Annotated in this window: 15 protein-coding genes; 10 read left to right on the top strand and 5 right to left on the bottom strand. The window is 41.9% G+C overall.

All coding sequences use genetic code 11. From position 1 onward, the window contains the following. From VF500_RS19000 to VF500_RS19010, 3 genes are all read right to left on the bottom strand, one after another. Nucleotides 1–1,615: efflux RND transporter permease subunit (locus tag VF500_RS19000; RefSeq protein WP_330861191.1), on the bottom strand; the 1,615-nt coding region annotated here is incomplete at its 3' end. Nucleotides 1,616–1,687: 72 nt separating this feature from the next. Next, entirely contained in the window at nucleotides 1,688–2,863 is a 1,176-nt protein-coding gene (locus tag VF500_RS19005; RefSeq protein ID WP_330861192.1) for an efflux RND transporter periplasmic adaptor subunit, read from the bottom strand. 54 nt (nucleotides 2,864–2,917) lie between these two features. Continuing rightward, nucleotides 2,918–4,270 carry a TolC family protein gene (locus VF500_RS19010; protein ID WP_330861193.1) on the bottom strand — a complete coding sequence of 451 codons (1,353 nt, stop codon included), beginning with the start codon at nucleotides 4,268–4,270 and terminating at the stop codon, nucleotides 2,918–2,920. 373 nt (nucleotides 4,271–4,643) lie between these two features. On the opposite strand from VF500_RS19010, the gene spt reads away from it, so the two are divergent. The 10 genes from spt (at nucleotide 4,644) to VF500_RS19060 (ending at nucleotide 16,902) form a co-directional block, all read left to right on the top strand. Further along, nucleotides 4,644–5,852, top strand: a complete 1,209-nt coding sequence (gene spt, locus VF500_RS19015; RefSeq protein ID WP_110585043.1) for a serine palmitoyltransferase — start codon at nucleotides 4,644–4,646, stop codon at nucleotides 5,850–5,852. Between the two features lie 103 nt (nucleotides 5,853–5,955). Continuing rightward, nucleotides 5,956–7,074: a GNAT family N-acetyltransferase gene (locus VF500_RS19020; protein ID WP_330861194.1), complete on the top strand. Its 1,119-nt coding sequence runs from the start codon at nucleotides 5,956–5,958 to the stop codon at nucleotides 7,072–7,074. Beyond that, nucleotides 7,071–8,057, top strand: coding sequence for an NAD(P)-dependent oxidoreductase (locus VF500_RS19025; protein WP_330861195.1), 987 nt, complete (start codon nucleotides 7,071–7,073; stop codon nucleotides 8,055–8,057). The genes VF500_RS19020 and VF500_RS19025 overlap by 4 nt, the downstream gene beginning before the upstream one ends. A gap of 33 nt (nucleotides 8,058–8,090) precedes the next feature. Further along, nucleotides 8,091–9,413, top strand: a complete 1,323-nt coding sequence (locus VF500_RS19030) for an inositol-3-phosphate synthase (RefSeq protein ID WP_330861196.1) — start codon at nucleotides 8,091–8,093, stop codon at nucleotides 9,411–9,413. Between the two features lie 603 nt (nucleotides 9,414–10,016). Continuing rightward, nucleotides 10,017–12,581, top strand: a complete 2,565-nt coding sequence (locus tag VF500_RS19035) for a DUF5686 and carboxypeptidase-like regulatory domain-containing protein (RefSeq protein WP_330861197.1) — start codon at nucleotides 10,017–10,019, stop codon at nucleotides 12,579–12,581. A 28-nt stretch (nucleotides 12,582–12,609) separates the two neighbouring features. Then, nucleotides 12,610–13,347, top strand: coding sequence for a CDP-alcohol phosphatidyltransferase family protein (locus tag VF500_RS19040; protein WP_330861198.1), 738 nt, complete (start codon nucleotides 12,610–12,612; stop codon nucleotides 13,345–13,347). Between the two features lie 278 nt (nucleotides 13,348–13,625). Next, nucleotides 13,626–14,252 (top strand): sterol desaturase family protein, encoded by a 627-nt coding sequence (locus VF500_RS19045; protein ID WP_121229947.1) that lies wholly within the window; start codon nucleotides 13,626–13,628, stop codon nucleotides 14,250–14,252. 1 nt (nucleotide 14,253) lies between these two features. Then, nucleotides 14,254–15,189 carry a phosphatase PAP2 family protein gene (locus tag VF500_RS19050; protein WP_330861199.1) on the top strand — a complete coding sequence of 312 codons (936 nt, stop codon included), beginning with the start codon at nucleotides 14,254–14,256 and terminating at the stop codon, nucleotides 15,187–15,189. 245 nt (nucleotides 15,190–15,434) lie between these two features. Beyond that, nucleotides 15,435–16,235 carry a tetratricopeptide repeat protein gene (locus tag VF500_RS19055; RefSeq protein WP_330861200.1) on the top strand — a complete coding sequence of 267 codons (801 nt, stop codon included), beginning with the start codon at nucleotides 15,435–15,437 and terminating at the stop codon, nucleotides 16,233–16,235. A 109-nt stretch (nucleotides 16,236–16,344) separates the two neighbouring features. Next, nucleotides 16,345–16,902 carry a CAP domain-containing protein gene (locus VF500_RS19060; RefSeq protein WP_330861201.1) on the top strand — a complete coding sequence of 186 codons (558 nt, stop codon included), beginning with the start codon at nucleotides 16,345–16,347 and terminating at the stop codon, nucleotides 16,900–16,902. 97 nt (nucleotides 16,903–16,999) lie between these two features. On the opposite strand, the gene VF500_RS19065 is transcribed toward VF500_RS19060, so the two are convergent. Together VF500_RS19065 and VF500_RS19070 are read right to left on the bottom strand one after the other, a co-directional pair. Further along, a complete protein-coding gene (locus VF500_RS19065; protein WP_330861202.1) occupies nucleotides 17,000–17,248 on the bottom strand; it encodes a DUF1456 family protein in 249 nt (82 codons plus the stop codon). A 22-nt stretch (nucleotides 17,249–17,270) separates the two neighbouring features. Then, a partial coding sequence (locus tag VF500_RS19070; RefSeq protein ID WP_330861203.1) for a helicase-related protein occupies nucleotides 17,271–18,263 on the bottom strand: 993 nt, incomplete at its 5' end.

Genomic DNA, 18,263 nt, shown 5'->3' on the forward strand with positions numbered 1-18,263 from the left:
TTTTGATGCTCTTATCAACCGTATTACGGTACCTGCCTGTTACACGAGTAAACCAGGTGTTAAACTTAAAGAAGAATTTATTAAGCCCTCCGGAGTTTTCATCGATCTTGTGCGGGCGAAGCAACAGTGTACACAATGCCGGTGTTAACGAAAGCGCCACAAAAGCCGAGATCAATACGGATATTGCAATAGTGATAGCGAACTGCTGGTACAAGCGCCCTACTATGCCCGGCACAAAGCCTACCGGCACAAACACCGCTGCCAGGATCAAGGCGATGGCTATTACCGGTGCCGAGATATCGGCCATGGCGTGTTGGGTAGCCTCTTTAGGCGTCATACCCTCCTCATCCATGTAATGCTGTACAGCCTCAACCACCACAATAGCATCATCCACCACAATACCGATAGCGAGTACGAAACCGAATAGTGTTAACGTATTGATGGTAAAGTTGAGCGGGATAAAAAAGATGAACGTACCAATAATGGATACAGGAATTGCCAGTACCGGAATAAGCGTAGTACGCCAGCTTTGCAGAAACAAGAATACTACCAAAATAACCAGCGCCAGTGCAATAACCAGCGTATCTATTACCTCACTTACTGATACTTTTACTACTGTGATGGCCTCAAAAGGAACTACGTAATCGATATCCTTTGGGAAGCTCTTTTTAAGCTCATCCATCGTGGCGTAAACATTATCCGCAGTTTCGAGCGAGTTACTGTTTGGCGCCTGGTAAACCAGCAGATATGATGCCCTTTTACCATCAACAAATGAGTTACCTGAATAGTTGAATTTACCAAGCTCTATCCTGGCCACATCTTTAAGGTGCACTATACCACCATTGTTCGGCTGGGTTTTAACAACCACATTACCAAATTCTTCGGGTTTGCTTAAACGGCCCTTTACAATTACCGAGTATTCAAAAGTTTGTCCTTTTAATTGGGGAGTTGCACCTACCGTACCGGCTGCGACCTGCGCGTTTTGTTCCTGCAGGGCATTGGTTACATCGGCGGCGCTCATACCCAGGGCAGCAAGCTTATCAGGGTTCAGCCACAAACGCATACTAAAATCGTCGGCACGTGTTACAACGTCACCCACACCTTTGGTACGCAAAATAGCGTCCTTGATAAATATGTTAGTGTAATTATCGGTAAAAGTAACGTCATGAGTACCCTTGGGGCTAAACATGGCCACCAGCATTAAGATACTCGGGTTACGTTTACGTACCACCATACCCAAACGCTGCACTTCCTGCGGTAAGGTAGGCAAAGCAATACCCACACGGTTTTGTACGTCGAGCGCGGCGATATTAATATCTGTACCTACGTCAAAGTTAACTGTCATGCTCATTTGACCGTTACTGCTGCTATTACTTTGCAGGTAGGTCATGCCCGGTACACCGTTCACCTGCACCTCAACCGGGGTAGCTACGGTTTGCTCAACCGTTAGTGCATCGGCACCGGTATAGGTACCGCTTACAGATACGGTAGGCGGTGTAATATCGGGGTACTGGCCTATTGGCAGGCTGGTTATTGACAGGATACCCACTATTAATATCACCAGGGATATTACAATGGCGGTAACCGGTCGTTTTATAAAAGTATCTGCGATCATTCTTTCTTTATATTAAGTTTCCAGGGTAGATGTGCCCCTTGTTTGGCTTAAAATCTCTTTTCTGATATAAAATTATTTTTTAGGTGCAGCCCCGGCCGGCGCTGCTGATCCGGTGGTTACCCTGCCGCCATCACGTAAACGCTGGAATCCGTCGGTAACTACTTTATCACCTTGCTTTATACCATCCATTATTACCACATCATCGTTAATACGCGGTCCTAATTTTACTTTTACCTGTCTTGCAAGCGTATCACGTCTGTCTTTAACAGATTTATCAGCAGCAGTATCTTTTACAACGGTATCCCTGGTGGCAAATACAAAAAACTCGCCCATTTGCTCAGTTACCGCTTTAAACGGAATCTGTACCCTGTTACCCGACTGGCTATTCAGCACCTGCAACACGCAGCTCATGCCATCCTTCAGCACATCATCCTCGTTCGGGAACTGGATCCTCACCTTGATGCTACCGGTTTGGTTGCTTACGCCCCTGTCAATTGCCAGTACTTTACCTGCTTTGCTGTATTTGCTTCCATCGGGCAGTACCAGTTTAAAGGTACTGTCGGTGCTTGATTTTTGCAGACCGTAAAAGCGATTGATATCCTGCTCGTTGATCACCACGTCAACACCGATTGGATGCTCTGCCGATATGGTGTTCATCAGCGTGGTGCCTGCTACTCCCTGCGTCCCCAACCTCACCTGCGAGATACCTATACGCCCGGTAAAAGGTGCGGTAATAGTGGCATATGACAGATCGGTACGGGCCGACTCAAGCGCAGCTTTGGCTACAGCAACCTGGCTTTTATTGGTTTCATAAGTAGCCTGTGCCTGATCTACCGTTTGGCGGGCAATCGCATCGCTTTTCAGCAGCATATTATACCTGTCAATGTCTTTTTGCGCTTTAACCAGATTAGCTTCGGCGCTTAATACATTGGCTTTGGCCTGGTCAAAGGCTGCCTGGTATTTGCGTTTATCTATTTCATACAATACTTTGCCTTTTTGCACAACATCGCCCTCTTTAAAAAATATGCCCGTTACAAAACCCGGCACCTGGCTGCGCAGTTCGACAGTATTTACCGAAACCACAAGCCCCTGGTATTTATCATAATATACTGCTTCGGCTGTTTTAGCGTCGGCAAGATATACAGGAGTTGGGGGCATGGCGGCCGGCCCGCCCTTTTGAGGTTTACCGCATGATGCCCATGTTAAAAGTGCTGCAGGGGCTAACCAATATATATATGTATGTTTCATGTAGAATAGGTTGTTCGTGTGTTGCTGTAGTTTTTTGTTTTTTATGACGATATTTTATGGTTGCTGAACAGGTAGGATCCCCAAAGCCCGCTGCAAATCAATTTTACTGCTCAACAAATTGAACAGGGCATTATAATAGCTCAATTCGGCAGTACGCAGATCGGCCTGCGATACAATTACATCAAGGTAGGTTTTTACCCCCTCACGGTATTGCAGGCTTACTACCTTGTATACATCCTTTGCAAGGTTCACATTTTCGCGAATGAGCTGGTAGCTTGTATAATTACTTTTATATGCGGCCAGTGCCTGGGTATACTCGGTATAAATGCTATTTTTTGTATTGATCAGGTCAAGATCGGTACGCTCAACCTGTAGTTTGGCTTTAGCAAGGTTTTGCAGGCGTTTAGTCCCCTGAAAAATAGGTACGGCCAGTGTTAAGCCAACATAACCCGTAGGGAACGAACTGTTATACAGATCGCTAAAATCATGACTGAAGTATGCATGCTGATAACTACCTACTGCCGACAGCGAAGGCAAAAAGCCAAAGCGGTAATAATTTACGTTGAGGTTATTAAGCGCCTTTGTTGTTTCGAGCAAGCGATATTCGATGCGATTATTGGGGTTAAGCACTTGCAATGTATCAATACTTGCTTCCTGCTCATACCGGGTTGAATCATAGGAAAGACTTATTGGCGTAGCTGCGCCAACACCCATGATCTGCTTCAGCAAAGCCGTTTTACTTTTAATGGCCTCTTCTGTTTGCTTGCGGGTAGCTACTGAATTATTCAGGGCGATTGTAGCCTGTTTATAATCGGTAGGATCAGACACACCGGCAGTATACCTGCTTTTGGCATCCTTAAGGCTTCTTTGCAGCCTGATGATATCCTCTTTAGTGATATCCAATTGTTTTTCGGACAGTAAAACGTCGAAAAAGGCTTTGCTTACATCGCTTACTACATCGATCTGGCTGCTCAGCGTGTTCTGTTTATAGTACTCACGTGAGTATCTTTTGGCCCTTGAAGCCAAAAACACATCGTTATTATACAAAACCTGCGAAGCCGTAACGCCCAAAGTTGAAAGGTTACGGATAGTACCCGCATTGCTTGGGATATTAGCGCCGGATGCTCCTGCCTGCGGACTGCCCTTATAGTAATAATTATAAAGGCCCGATCCATTTACCTGGGGCAGCCATGCCGATAAACCAATTTTAATGTCGCGCTCATTGATCTGCTCATCAATTGAAGCCTGCCTTACTGTTGGCTGGTTACGCAAAGCAAAATCGATGGCCTGTTTCAGCGAAACAGGGCCGCTTATACTATCGGCAACATTTTGGGCATAACTATTGCTGTGTAAATTAAATGTTAAATTAAGTACAAGAAGCGCTAAAAAGTACTTGTGTTTTTTCATACGGTGGCTATAGATAACAATGTATATCAAGCAAAAATCACAAAGAAAAGTTTTATGATCGGTGCAGGATTTATACGGGGGAATGCGAATATGTAATTAATATTACTAAATTAAACTGTGGAACAAGAATTTTACGCAAAAAATTACAAAAACTCGGGATAGTGTAAGCTTTTTGGGCTTTTTACAAAAAAATGAAAATAATAGGCTCGATATAAATAAAAAAATTAATTAATTTGCCCTGTAAGAATTTGTGTGCTTCTTAAGTAGTATAGATACGTTAATAGGCATTATTTTAAAAAAATTTACACACACCGTATAAGTTATATGCTTATTCATGGTATTTTTACACAAAATTTAAGCAGAGTTAATATACATGGTTAAAAAACTACATGGGAAGATCGCTCAGTTTCAAGTAGCAAATATGCTGCGTGAACGGGGGTTATATCCTTATTTCAGGCCTATTGAGTCTGCACAAGACACTGAGGTAATTATTGACAACAAGCGGGTATTAATGTTCGGTTCTAACTCATACTTAGGCCTTACCAATCATCCAAAAATCAAAGAAGCTTCAAAAAAAGCAATTGACAAATATGGCACAGGCTGTGCCGGTTCACGTTTTTTGAACGGTACACTTGATATCCATATTGAGCTTGAAAACAGGCTGGCCAGCTATGTAGGCAAAGAAGCCACTGTTTTATTCAGCACAGGTTACCAGGTAAACCTTGGTGTACTTTCGTGCGTTACCGGCCGTAATGACTATATCATACTTGATGAGTATGACCATGCCTGTATCATTGATGGCAGCCGCCTGTCGTTTTCAAAAGTGATCAAGTACGCCCATAATGACATGGCCGATCTGGAGCGCAAGCTAAGCATACTTCCTGAAGATGCCGTGAAGATTATTGCCGTTGACGGTATTTTCAGCATGGAAGGCGATATTGTTAAATTGCCTAAAATTGTTGAGCTTGCCGATACTTATGGTGCTAATATCATGGTTGATGATGCGCACAGCCTTGGTGTAATTGGTGATAAAGGTGCAGGTACCGCCTCACACTTTAACCTTACCAATGAGGTTGACCTTATCATGGGTACCTTCAGTAAATCATTAGCCTCATTAGGTGGTTTCATTGCCAGCGATCAGGATACTATTGATTATATCAAACACCGCGCACGTTCATTAATGTTCAGCGCAAGTATGCCTCCTGGCTCTGTAGCCAGCGTAATTGCAGCATTAGATATCATTGAATCGGAGCCTGAAAGGATCGAGAAATTGTGGGATAATACTAATTATGCCATGAAGCTTTTACTGGAAGAAGGCTTTGACCTTGGTCCTACCGAAAGCCCTATTTTGCCGATCTACGTTCGTGATAACGAAAAAACTTTCGCGGTTACCAAACACCTGCAAGCTTCTGGTGTATTTGTTAACCCGGTTGTATCCCCTGCCGTTCCTTCCGATTCGTCGCTGCTTCGTTTCTCATTAATGGCTACCCATACTTTTGAGCAAATTGATGAAGCTGTTGAAAAACTTGCAAAAGCCTTTAAAGAAGTTGGTGTAAACGCTTCTGTTAAAGAAAAAATATAATGAAGAACCCTATTGTGCATTTAGCTGCTTTTTTATTAAAGTAAGCTAAATGCACATTTTTATTTAAAGCATACCAATTTGCTTTATCAATCATTTACCACACATGATTACAATAGTAACGGTTAAATCGAAAAAAGAACTGGCTTCGTTTATTGATTTTCCGCATGACCTGTATAAGGACGATCCTTACTATGTTCCCGAACTGTTCATCGCTCAAAGAGATCTTTTAACCAAACACCCTTTCCATAAGCACAATACCGTACAACCGTTTTTAGCTTATGATGGCGACAAGATAGTTGGCCGGATAGCTGCCATCCTTAACAACGGCCATAATGAATACAGCCATGTTAACGATGGCTTTTTTGGTTTTTTCGATTGTATAAATGACACCGGGGTTTCTGACCTCCTTTTTGAAACCGTTACCAAATGGCTTAAAGAAAAAGGTGTTACAGGAAAATTACTGGGCCCAACTAACTTTTCAACCAATGAGCCCTGCGGTTTATTGATTGAGGGTTTTGACAGTTCGCCATTCCTGATGAACACCTATAATTTTGCTTATTATGCCAACCTTGTTGATCATTTTGGTTTTGCCAAAGATGTAGACCTGATAGGATGGCATTGGGAAGGGCAAGCCTATGATGATAAATCAGTACGTTTATTAAACGCGCTTGAAGACAGGTTAAAGCGCAACGATATCGTTATCCGCAAGATCAATCTTAAAAATTTCAAGGAAGAGGCCGCCAAGCTACGCGAAGTGTACAATTCGGCCTGGGATAAAAACACCGGTTTTGTACCCCTAACCAACGAGGAATATGATTACCTGGCCAAAGATCTTAAGCTGATCCTTGACCCTGATTTTGCCATCGTTGCCGAGCAGCACGGTAAAATAGTAGCATTTGGCCTTGCGCTCCCGGATTATAATGACATTTTCAAAAAAATAAAACGCGGCAGGTTATTGCCTACCGGTATTTTCAAACTGTTGTTTGGCAAAAAGAGCATCACCGGTATCCGTATTTATGCCCTTGGGGTTATCGAAGATTATCGCAAAATGGGTATCGAGGCCTGTTTATATGGCACTATTATCAAGGAATATAAGGCTAAAGGTTATAAGCACGCTGAAGCAGGCTGGACGCTTGAAAACAACGAGATGATGAACCGTGCCATTGAGGCCATCAAAGGCGATCCTTATAAAAAATACAGGTTATATCAAAAAGCAATATGAGGGAACGGGTTTTAATAACCGGTGCGAGCGGCTTTGTTGGATCTCATTTAATTGAGGAGGCTTTACAAAACAATCTGGAGGTTTTTATAGCAGTCAGAAAAAGTAGTAAAATAAGTCACTTAAGCGATTTAGATATTCAATATATTTACCCCGAGTTTAACAATAAGGAAACATTAAGTAAACAACTGGCGGAAATTAAGCCTGATTATATCATACACGCTGCAGGTGTAACCAGCGCCCGCTCCGAAGCCGAATATAACCGCATAAACGCTACGTACACTTATAACCTCGCTTCGGCAGCTTATGAAGCATGCCCGGATTTAAAAAAGTTTGTACTTATTGGCAGCCTCGCTTCTGTTGGGCCGCTTAATTCACTGACCGGTACTATAACCGAAGCCACTACTCCGCATCCTGTTACTGCATATGGCAGGAGCAAATTGCTTGCGGAAGAAAAGCTAAAAACGGTAACCGGCCTGAATTATACCATACTAAGGCCCACCGCGGTTTACGGACCAAGGGATACAGGCATATTTATATTTTTTAAACAGGTGGCGAGGGGCATTGAGCCTTATATAGGCAATGCACAGCAAAAGCTCAGCTTTATATATGTTAAAGACCTGGCCAAAGCAAGCATTAAGGCTTTATATGGTGGTAATAACAAGACATTTAATTTAAGTGATGGTAATTTTTACGACCGTTATGAGTTAGGTAATATTACCAAAGATGAGCTAAAGGTAAAAACACTGAAGTTTCATCTGCCTGTAAATTTTGTAAAAATCATTGCAGCTGTGTCTGAAAAAATAAGTTCTTTGAGCAACAAAGCTGCGGTACTGAATATTGAAAAGCTTAATGAATTAACCGCCATTAACTGGAATTGCGATATTGAAGCAGCTAAATCCGACCTGGGTTTTTATCCTTTATACAATCTGCAAAACGGTATGGCCGAAACGCTAAAATGGTATAAAGCCAACAAATGGCTTTAGCCAGTTAATTTTAAATAAATAATAGTTACATAAATGAAAATCAACATTACACCTGCCAAAGGTAAGCTTGGTATCCTGATCCCAGGATTAGGCGCCGTGGCAACTACCCTGATTGCCGGCGTTGAAGCCGTTAAAAAAGGCATCTCGCAGCCAATTGGCTCCCTTACTCAAATGGGCCACATACGCTTAGGAAAAAGGACCGAAAACCGTAATCCTAAAATTAATGAGTTTGTTCCGCTCGCTAACTTAAACGATTTAGTTTTTGGTGGCTGGGACGTTTATGAAGATAACGTATTTGAATCTGCATCAAACGCACAGGTGCTTGAACCAGGTCTGTTACAAGCAGTTAAAGCCGAATTGGAAGCTATAAAACCAATGAAAGCTGCGTTTGATAAAAACTATGCTAAGAACCTTGATGGTACCCACGTTAAAACCGGAACCAGGCTTGAGCTTGCCGAGCAGGTTATGGCAGATATCAAAAACTTTAAAGAGGCTAACGGTCTTGACAGGGTTGTTTTGGTATGGTGCGGTTCAACCGAGATCTATTATGAAGCGTCGGCTGTACACCAGTCATTAGCTGCTTTTGAAGAAGGTTTGAAAAATGATGATAAGCTGATCGCCCCAAGTATGATCTATGCTTACGCAGCTTTAAAATTAGGTGTTCCTTTCGCTAATGGTGCCCCTAACTTAACAGTTGATATCCCTGCATTGATCGAGCTGGCTAAATTAACCAAAACTCCCATTGCAGGTAAAGACTTCAAAACCGGTCAAACCTTAATGAAAACTGTATTGGCCCCGGGCCTGGCAGCACGTTCATTAGGTGTACACGGTTGGTTCTCAACCAACATTTTGGGTAACCGTGATGGTTGGGTTCTTGATGATCCGGATAACTTCAAAACTAAAGAGGTATCAAAATTGGGTGTATTGGAAGATATCTTCAAACCAGAAGATAACCAGGAGCTTTATGGTAACATTTACCACAAGATCCGCATTAACTACTACCCTCCGCATGGCGATAACAAAGAGAGCTGGGATAACATCGACATTTTTGGCTGGTTAGGCTACAAAATGCAGATCAAGATCAACTTCCTTTGCCGCGACTCGATCCTTGCTGCCCCTATCGCGCTTGACCTTGCTATCTTCTGCGATCTGGCTAAACGTGCCGGCATGAGCGGCATCCAGGAATGGTTATCATTCTACCTGAAATCGCCTCAAACAGCACCAGGCTTGCATGCAGAAAATGACATATTCAAACAACTGATCAAATTGGAGAATACGCTTCGTTACCTGATGGGCGAAGACCTGATCACCCACCTTGGTTTGGATTATTATGACGATATGTTCGCGACTGAATAATCGTTAAATTACTAAATACCGTCAAAACAGCCGTAAGCATTTGAACCCTGCTTCACGGCTGTTTTGTTTTTATGAAGTAAAAAAATTATGACCGGGTAACATTAATCTAAAGCAATGGCCTTAACAGTACTAAATATTAAACTGTTAAATAATGTTATTTGTGTAGCTTGAAAGGCCTTTGATTGATGGCGAAAACAATAAATAACATCTAATTATCAACATATTACGTAATTAAGGACATCGTAAACTCAAAACAACGGGGATACTAACTACCTGTTAAAGCCGTTGTTTGAATTTACTTATAGTTACAGAATATGATGGCATAAATAGCTGTAAACAATATTTGACTTTTTGACCACATTAGTCTGTAGTGATTTTTTTTACCTTTGGCCTGTTAATTGCAACCTCCGTAACAACCATCTGCCGGGAGTGTACAAAGTAGGGTAAGCGGGGAAAGATTCGGCAGCAGGAAAACGAAAACATACAGGGGCGGGCATAATTAATCTGCCAAAAATATTTGAATAATTAATACATACCTCTTTATCCAATAATAACAGTATTTAGTTGAAAAGGAAGTTTGTATTTGCACAATGCACAAAGTACATGGATTGTAAAAAAATTTATAAAAGCTTATTTTTCTTTATACTGCTCTTTTCTGCTTCGGCATTATATGCACAGCAAACGGTTATAACGGGTACCGTTACCGACGCCGGTAATAAACAAACCCTGCCTTCTGTTAGTATTTCATTTACAGGCACTACAACAGGTACCACTACTGATCTTAACGGTAAATACCGCCTGGTAACAAGCAATCAGCAATATAAACAAATCAAAATCTCATTCTTAGGTTATAAAGATGCCTTTTTAGCAGTTGTTCCCGGTAAAGAACAGGTTATAAACGTGCACCTATTCCCGGCCTCCCAGCAACTTAACGAAGTTGTAGTAAAATCGGGCAAAAAACCTAAATACCGTAATAAGGATAACCCGGCTGTTGAGCTGATCCGCAAGGTTATTGAAAATAAAGAAAAAAACCGTCCCGAAGCATACAACTACGTTGAATACAAGGAGTACGATAAAATGATGTTTGCGCTGAGCAATGTATCAGCCCAGTTTTCGGACAGGAAGTTTTTCCGTAAATACAAATTCATTTTAGATAACCGCGACAGTACATTGATACCGGGCAAATCATTGCTGCCTATTTATCTTGACGAAAAATTGCAGCAGGTTTATTATCGTAAAAATCCCGAAAAAACCAGGGAAAACATAACAGGGCAAAAAAGTGTAAACTTTGGCCCTGGCATTGATAATGAAGGCCTTACCCAATACTTTAAACACCTGTACAACAAGGTTGATATTTATACCAACAACGTATTTTTAATAACCAGCCAGTTCCTGAGCCCGATCTCTGATAACTCGCCTAATTACTATAAATACTTTATTGCTGATACCGTTCTTGACGAGCACAACAATAAGCTTGTAAAACTTGATTTTACACCGCGTAACACAACTGATGTACTTTTTGAAGGAAGTATCTATATTACACTTGATGGCAATTACGCCGTACAAAAATGCGACCTGACCATCAATAAACATATCAACATCAACTTCATCAGGTCCATGACGGTGAACCTGGAGTTTCAGCAAAACCCTGATGGCCGCTATCACCTGAGCAAAAGCACTACGATTGCCGACTTTGGCGCATCCAAAAAAGATGCAAAGAGTGGTTTGTTTGGTATAAGGGCCATAACCTACAGCAATTACGTTGTTAATAAAGCCCGTCCTGATACAACCTACCAGGGATCGGAATATGCTGAATTGAGCGATGAAGTGAAGCATCGTTCTGAATCGTTCTGGCAGGAAAACAGGCCCGATACTTTAAGGACTGCCGAAGCAAAAGTTTACAAAAATATTGACAGCCTACGCAACATGCCTTCGTTTAAGCGTACGGTTGATATAGCAACCCTCCTGCTTGCGGGCTATAAAGGCTTCGGCAAGTTTGAGTTAGGTCCGGCTAATACTTTTTACAGCTTTAACCCGGTTGAAGGTTTCCGTTTACGTGTAGGCGGCCGTACCACACCTGACTTGAGCAAGCGTTATTATTTTGAAACTTATGCGGCTTATGGTTTTAAAGATGAGCGTTGGAAGTACTTTCTGAGTGCAACCTACTCGCTTAATGATAAATCCATCTATCGTTTCCCGCAAAACTATATCAGGGCAAGCTTTCAGCGTGATACCAAGATCCCGGGTGCCAGCTTGCAGTTTGTACAGGAAGACAATTTCCTGCTATCGTTTAAACGTGGCGTGAATGATAAGTTCCTCTATAACGACTTTTACAGGTTTGATTATGTACACGAGTTGGAAAGCCATTTTTCATACGCCGCAGGCTTTAAAAAGTGGACACAGGAGCCGGCCGGATCATTGTATTTTGATAATATCATCAATGATTTGCCAAACTCTATCCATCATTTAACTACTACCGAGCTTACAGCAAGTGTACGCTGGGCACCGCATGAGCAATTTTACCAGGGTAAGATCTACAGGATCCCTATCCCTAATAAATACCCTGCATTTGAGCTCGATTACGCTTCAGGTATTAAAGGTTTATTTGAGGGCGAGTACAACTATCAAAAGCTTGATTTCCGTGCCGATAAACGCTTTTATTTCTCGCAGTTAGGTTATGCGGATATTAACGTTTCGGCAGGCAAAATTTTCGGTTCGGTACCCTACCCGTTGTTAACCATACACAGGGCCAACCAAACTTATGCATATGATATCGACTCATACAACTTAATGAACTTTTTGGAGTTTGTGAGTGATAAATATGCAAGCTTCAGGATAGATCAGCACTTCAGCGGCTTCTTCTTCAACAAAATACCGTTGTTAAAGAAATTGAAATGGCGCGAAACAGCATCGGTAAAAGTATTATACGGTGGTTTATCTGATCAAAACAATCCATCAATACATCCGTCATTATATCAATTACCGGTAGGTGCTGATGGCGTGCCAATTACTTATACATTAGGTAAAACACCTTACGTTGAAGGTAGTGTTGGTATCGAAAATATATTTAAATTTATACGCATAGATTTTGTAAGGCGCTTTACATACCTTGACCAGCCAAACGTTGCCCAATGGGGACTGAGGACAAGGCTTAAATTTGACTTCTAAACATCGTACCTAAATAGCAGAGAGAAAAATGGAACAGCAAACAACAACACTTAGAAGATCTTTCAGAACCAACCTCCAGTTAGGCATTTATAAGGTTATTGATCCGTTTGTGAAGATCCTTATAAAGATAGGCTTAACCCCCAACGCCGTTACTACTATAGGCTTCGTGCTTAACGTAGGCGTGGCTGGTATATTTATTTTAGGTGCTGAAGAAGGCAACCGCGGCGACCTGAGCTATGTTGGCTGGGCAGGCGGTTTGATCTTGTTTGCTGGCTTATTTGATATGCTTGACGGACAGGTAGCCCGCTTAGGCAATATGAAATCAACTTTTGGCGCCCTCTATGATTCGGTGCTTGACCGTTATAGCGAATTGATCATGTTCCTGGGTATCTGTTATTACCTGGTGGCACATCACTACTTCCTGAGCTCGATAGCTGCCTTTATAGCGCTTATCGGTTCCATGATGGTTAGTTATGTACGTGCCCGTGCCGAAGGTTTAGGCGTTGAGATAAAAGGAGGCTTAATGCAAAGGCCCGAGCGTGTGGTAACCATTGGTTTGTGCGCTGCCCTGTCCGGAATAGTAGCCCAATACATTGGTGGTAACTATAAATTGTTTGTCCCAGGTATCAAGTTCCATGTATTTGAAACTATATCGATATTTACAATTCCATTGGTACTACTTGCCGTGTTAACCAATATCACCGCCTTTAACAGGCTCAGAGACGCTAAAAAAGCGTTAACAAAACTGGAAGAAGGGGAGGAATAGTTTTCAGTTTGCAGTGGCAGTTGGCAGCTTTCTGGTCGACGGAGTGTAAGTTAAATTCTTTACGTAAAACTTTCCGCCCAAGACTTAGAACTTCGAACTTACAACTACCGGCAAAATATCATATCTTCGCAACAATTAAATAAAGGCATTTACACTTAGCAATTTCTTTGCTAAAATTGCCTTTTGTTGGTTAAAAACCATTCGTCCTTAAAATAATTTAAACACAGCATAAACAGGTAGAGAGATCCTAAAAGCGTTTTAAATCCTGATTATAAACAATGAAAAAGAATTATATATCCAACTCGCAGGAATCTGTGAGGATGTTTAAAAGCGATTTTTTAGAGAGCCTGTCTAAAGTGCACTGGACTGTGCCTTTGTATATTTTTGTACCTGTTATTGGATATTGCAGCTACAAATATTTCGACCTGATGGGCCCGAATATTTTAGGTTATATAGGCCTCTTTGCTTTCGGTTTATTTATCTGGACAATTACAGAATACGTGATGCACCGCTTTGTGTTCCACTATCATCCAAGTGAAAAGCTGGAATGGGCACAGCGCCTGCACTTTATTATGCACGGTGTACACCACGATTATCCAAGCGATGCCAAACGTTTGGTATTGCCACCATCGCTAAGTATCCCTTTGTCTACCGGCTTTTTCTTTTTATTTAAATGGTTATTACCGGTTGATTATATCTGGGGATTTTTTCCTGGCTTTATACTGGGCTATTTGATCTATGATATCTCGCATTATGCTATGCACCATTTTAACTTTAAAAGCGGTATTTTCAAAAAGATCAAACAACACCACATGTTGCACCACTACCAGGACCCTGAAAAGGGTTACGGTGTGAGTTCACCGTTTTGGGATAAAATTTTCCGTTCAGATTTCTTAAAAAAATAGCATGACCGATGCCAACAATGGCGTCACGATAAATATCCGGTCGATAATTATTGTTTCGCTGCTTTCTATTGCTTACCTGGCGTTATCAACCTTTTTAATAGGTTATAAACCCGATGAGCTAACGTTGGTAATCATTTTCAACGTGTTGTTTTATGCTTCGGCTATAACCCGCAAGTTTATATTAGGCTTCACTATTTTCATAGTGTACTGGATCATTTTTGATTACATGAAGGCCTTCCCCAATTACAACTACAATCCGGTACATATTGCCGAGCTTTATAATGCCGAAAAACACCTGTTCGGCATTCACTTTAACGGTAAACTATTAACACCAAATGAGTATTGGCTGGCCAATAGCAACACTTTTATTGATGTAGTATCGGGCTTATTCTACCTGTGCTGGATCCCTGTACCGCTGGGCTTTGCTGCTTACCTGTTCTTTAAAAACAAAAAGCAGTTCCTCAATTTCTCTTTAACCTTTGTTTTGGTGAATATACTGGGCTTTATAGTGTACTATACCTACCCTGCTGCACCACCATGGTTTGTTCAGTATCATGGTTTTCATTTTATCCCATTAACCATGGGTAATACCGCCGGCCTGGCCAGGTTCGATGCCTATTTTCATGCAGGCATTTTTAAAAATATTTACACCAAGGGTTCAAACGTTTTTGCGGCTATGCCATCGCTGCATTCCTCATACCCGGTTATAGTACTTTACTACGGCTTAAAAAACAGGCTGGGGCTTGCTAATATCTTTTTTGCTATTGTAACTGTCGGCATCTGGTTTACGGCTGTATATGCAAGCCACCACTACGTACTTGACGTATTGGCCGGCATCACTTGTGCAGCATTAGGAATTACCTTATACAATTTATTGTTAAAGAAATTCACCGGATTACGATCTGCGTTAAACAATTACGAACGCGTGATTTCCTAAGCACCACAATTCGGCATAATCTTCTTTTATATACACATTTAACTGTACAAGTTGTTGCTGTGGAAAACAAGCAAACAATTGTTAATTAATATTTTCAAGGCTATCCTCCTAAAAAACAGCCAATACAGCTCAAAAACAAACAAAAAACCACAAAGCTTTGATGAACACACATTAAAGCGGACTTAAACAGGCACGCTATTTGCCTAATTATAAGCAGATTATTGTATTTTCGAGTAATCTGTTATATGAAGAGACTTATTACCTTACTTTTTATTCTGACAGCCACCCTTAAATTATCTGCACACGCAAGTGATCTGGATAGTCTTAAGCAAAAATTACAAGTTACTGGTGATTCCTTAAAAGGCCCTATCTATACCCAGATTGCCGCCTATTATCTGAACTACGACACCGTATCAACCCGGCGGATGAAATACTATTTTCAAACCGAGGCGCTTAATTACACCATGCTTGCCCTGCATAATTACTCCAGCTATAACGATACCTTAGGCTTGCGTACAAGCTTTAACGCACTGGCGAAGGTTTACCGTTCGCAGCGTAAATTTAGCCAGGCCAAATGGTTCATATTGCAGTCAAATACCATATCAAGGCAAATAAAGGATACGCTCAACATCATCAATTCGCTTATTGAGCTGGCAGGCATTAAAAGTGATATAAAGGATTATAAGCTAAGCAAGAAAGACCTGAACGATGCCCTCGCGCTATCGCTCAAAACCCACGACCCTAAAAAGGAATCGGTAGTACAGGTAGGCTATGCCGAACTGTACCGAAAAATGAACGATTATGATAAAGCCGCCGAGGCTATTAAACGTCACGAGTTTTTGGAGGATAGCCTCACCCATGTAACCATGGATAGTATTGCCAAAGTAGCCGCCGCCGACTCCATCAAGATCAAAAAGCAGGATTCGGCGATAGCGAAAAAAAAAGTATATACCAGCAATTCCAGGCGCAGGCCAATGCTAAGATCCGCCAGGCACATAACGTCATTGTCGTTCTCATCGCCATCACTCTTGTTCTCGTCGTTATAGCCATCATTATTATTTACCGCCGAAAGAAATCCGGCCGCTGGCGTTCAGTTATCAGGCGGCCTAAACAATAATTTAAACCACAGGCGTTTAAAATTGTCAAAGCATTGAGATGAAAAAATTGATAGTATTCTTTGCTGCATTGTTTTGGTTTGCGAATGCCTATAGCCAGAGCAGCAAACAATTCAGGACAGCATTTTTAAACAGCATTAACGCCACCCGCCAAAAGGGCTGCAATTGCGGCAGCAAATATTTCCCGCCGGCCCCTCCCCTTACCTGGAATAATGACCTGGAAGATGCAGCTGTAGGTCACGCCAAAGATATGGCCCGTCAAAACTATTTCAGTCATGATAGCCAGGATGGCCGTAGCATGGAAGACCGTATTGTGTATGCCGGATATAAATTTAAAGGCTTCAAGAGTTTCGCCATAGGCGAAAACATAGCGCAAGGCCAGCAAAGTATTGCAGAAGTAATGGCCGGCTGGTTCAAAAGCGAAGGCCACTGCCGTAACCTCATGAACCCCGATTTTAAAGAAGTTGGTGTAGCCGAATATAAAACCTACTGGGTACAGGATTTTGGGGGCCGTACATCATTTTCAGCTCAACAACAAAGATTGATTAAATCAGGAAAGTATAAGTTGATACAGGAAAAACCTGTGGAAGGGCATTGATGTTGTCTGAACTCGAATTAAACGAATTAAAGGAATTTATTGAAGTTTCTAAGCATTCTGTCCATTCCTTTAATTCAATAAATTCCGGTTCAGACAATTATTTCCCCGGCTCTGCCTTCGGTTTTGGCTCCCTTGGGCCGCGTTTGTAAATGATCAGGCCGTTCAGGAAGTTACGAAGGATCTGATCGCCACAAGGTTTGAAGTTGGGGTGATCGTCAGCACGGAATATGGCGCCTATCTCAGCTTTGGTGATCCTGAAATTGACAAGCTCTAAAACTTTGATGATATCATCATCAGTAAATTTCATAGCCACCCGCAGCTTTTTCATGATATCGTTATTGCTCATTATATCTATCTTTTAAACAAAATTACCTCGAAATTTCCATCTTCACCTTTTTGCCTTTAATTTTTTCGGCTTTTACCTGCTTTACTACACCTTCTATCTTGTCGCGCTTTATGGCAGCGTACGATGAGTAGTCGAGCACTTCTATCAGGCCAAGGTCGTCTTTTGCTAAACCGCCCTTTTTAAGCAGCAGGCCTACAATATCAACCTTGTTAACTTTATCCTTTTTCCCGGCAGCTATGTACAACGTAACCCACGGCGATGCTGGTGGATGGATCAGCTTTTCGGGCAGTTGTTCAATTTCAGGTAACTGCTTTAAATAAGGCAGCTTTTCATCAGGCGTAAGCATCAGGTATGATGTCCCTTTTGCATTCATGCGTGCCGTGCGACCATTACGGTGTAAAAAAGCCTCCTCGTTGTGTGGTAGCTGGTAATGCACAACATATTCTATTTCAGGAATATCCAAACCACGAGAGGCCAGATCGGTAGTGATCAGCAAGCGGTGACTGCCATTTCTGAATTTTAACAAGGCCCGCTCGCGGTCGTCCTGCTCCATACCACCGTGAAAAACATCATGCTCCAGCCCTTTATACCAAAGCAACTCGCTGATCCGGTCGACTGCCTCCCGGTGGTTACAAAACACCAGGGTTGCTTTATTCCCTATTTTACAGATCAGGGCAAATAAGGCATCCAGTTTATCAGCAGCTTCAGATATCACTGCTTTCTGTTTAATATCCGGTGCAGAAGTTACATTACCTAAAAAATTCACTTCAACAGGCTTAGTAATACCGGTAAATTCCGGAATCTCGTCCATTTTGGTTGCCGAAGTAAGGATTCGTTTTTTAACGGCAGGCAACTGCCTGATGATATAAGCCATATCCTCCTGGAAACCAAACTCAAGCGCCTTATCAAACTCATCGAGGATGAGTGTACGCACTGTATCGGTACTAAAATTTTCTTCGCGCAGGTGAAAAGCGATCCGGCCCGGGGTGCCAACCAAAACCGCCGGCGGATGTGA

This window comes from Mucilaginibacter sp., assembly GCF_036383575.1.
GTDB lineage: Bacteria > Bacteroidota > Bacteroidia > Sphingobacteriales > Sphingobacteriaceae > Mucilaginibacter.

What these genes read in the sequence shown, in the direction of transcription:
- VF500_RS19055 (WP_330861200.1), top strand. Translation starts at nt 15,435, where the DNA reads ATGAAGAGACTTATTACCTTACTTTTTATTCTGACAGCCACCCTTAAA.
- VF500_RS19035 (WP_330861197.1), top strand. Translation starts at nt 10,017, where the DNA reads ATGGATTGTAAAAAAATTTATAAAAGCTTATTTTTCTTTATACTGCTC.
- VF500_RS19065 (WP_330861202.1), bottom strand. Translation starts at nt 17,248, where the DNA reads ATGAGCAATAACGATATCATGAAAAAGCTGCGGGTGGCTATGAAATTT.
- VF500_RS19045 (WP_121229947.1), top strand. Translation starts at nt 13,626, where the DNA reads ATGAAAAAGAATTATATATCCAACTCGCAGGAATCTGTGAGGATGTTT.
- VF500_RS19060 (WP_330861201.1), top strand. Translation starts at nt 16,345, where the DNA reads ATGAAAAAATTGATAGTATTCTTTGCTGCATTGTTTTGGTTTGCGAAT.
- VF500_RS19050 (WP_330861199.1), top strand. Translation starts at nt 14,254, where the DNA reads ATGACCGATGCCAACAATGGCGTCACGATAAATATCCGGTCGATAATT.
- VF500_RS19020 (WP_330861194.1), top strand. Translation starts at nt 5,956, where the DNA reads ATGATTACAATAGTAACGGTTAAATCGAAAAAAGAACTGGCTTCGTTT.
- VF500_RS19010 (WP_330861193.1), bottom strand. Translation starts at nt 4,270, where the DNA reads ATGAAAAAACACAAGTACTTTTTAGCGCTTCTTGTACTTAATTTAACA.
- VF500_RS19025 (WP_330861195.1), top strand. Translation starts at nt 7,071, where the DNA reads ATGAGGGAACGGGTTTTAATAACCGGTGCGAGCGGCTTTGTTGGATCT.
- spt (WP_110585043.1), top strand. Translation starts at nt 4,644, where the DNA reads ATGGTTAAAAAACTACATGGGAAGATCGCTCAGTTTCAAGTAGCAAAT.
- VF500_RS19005 (WP_330861192.1), bottom strand. Translation starts at nt 2,863, where the DNA reads ATGAAACATACATATATATATTGGTTAGCCCCTGCAGCACTTTTAACA.
- VF500_RS19040 (WP_330861198.1), top strand. Translation starts at nt 12,610, where the DNA reads ATGGAACAGCAAACAACAACACTTAGAAGATCTTTCAGAACCAACCTC.
- VF500_RS19030 (WP_330861196.1), top strand. Translation starts at nt 8,091, where the DNA reads ATGAAAATCAACATTACACCTGCCAAAGGTAAGCTTGGTATCCTGATC.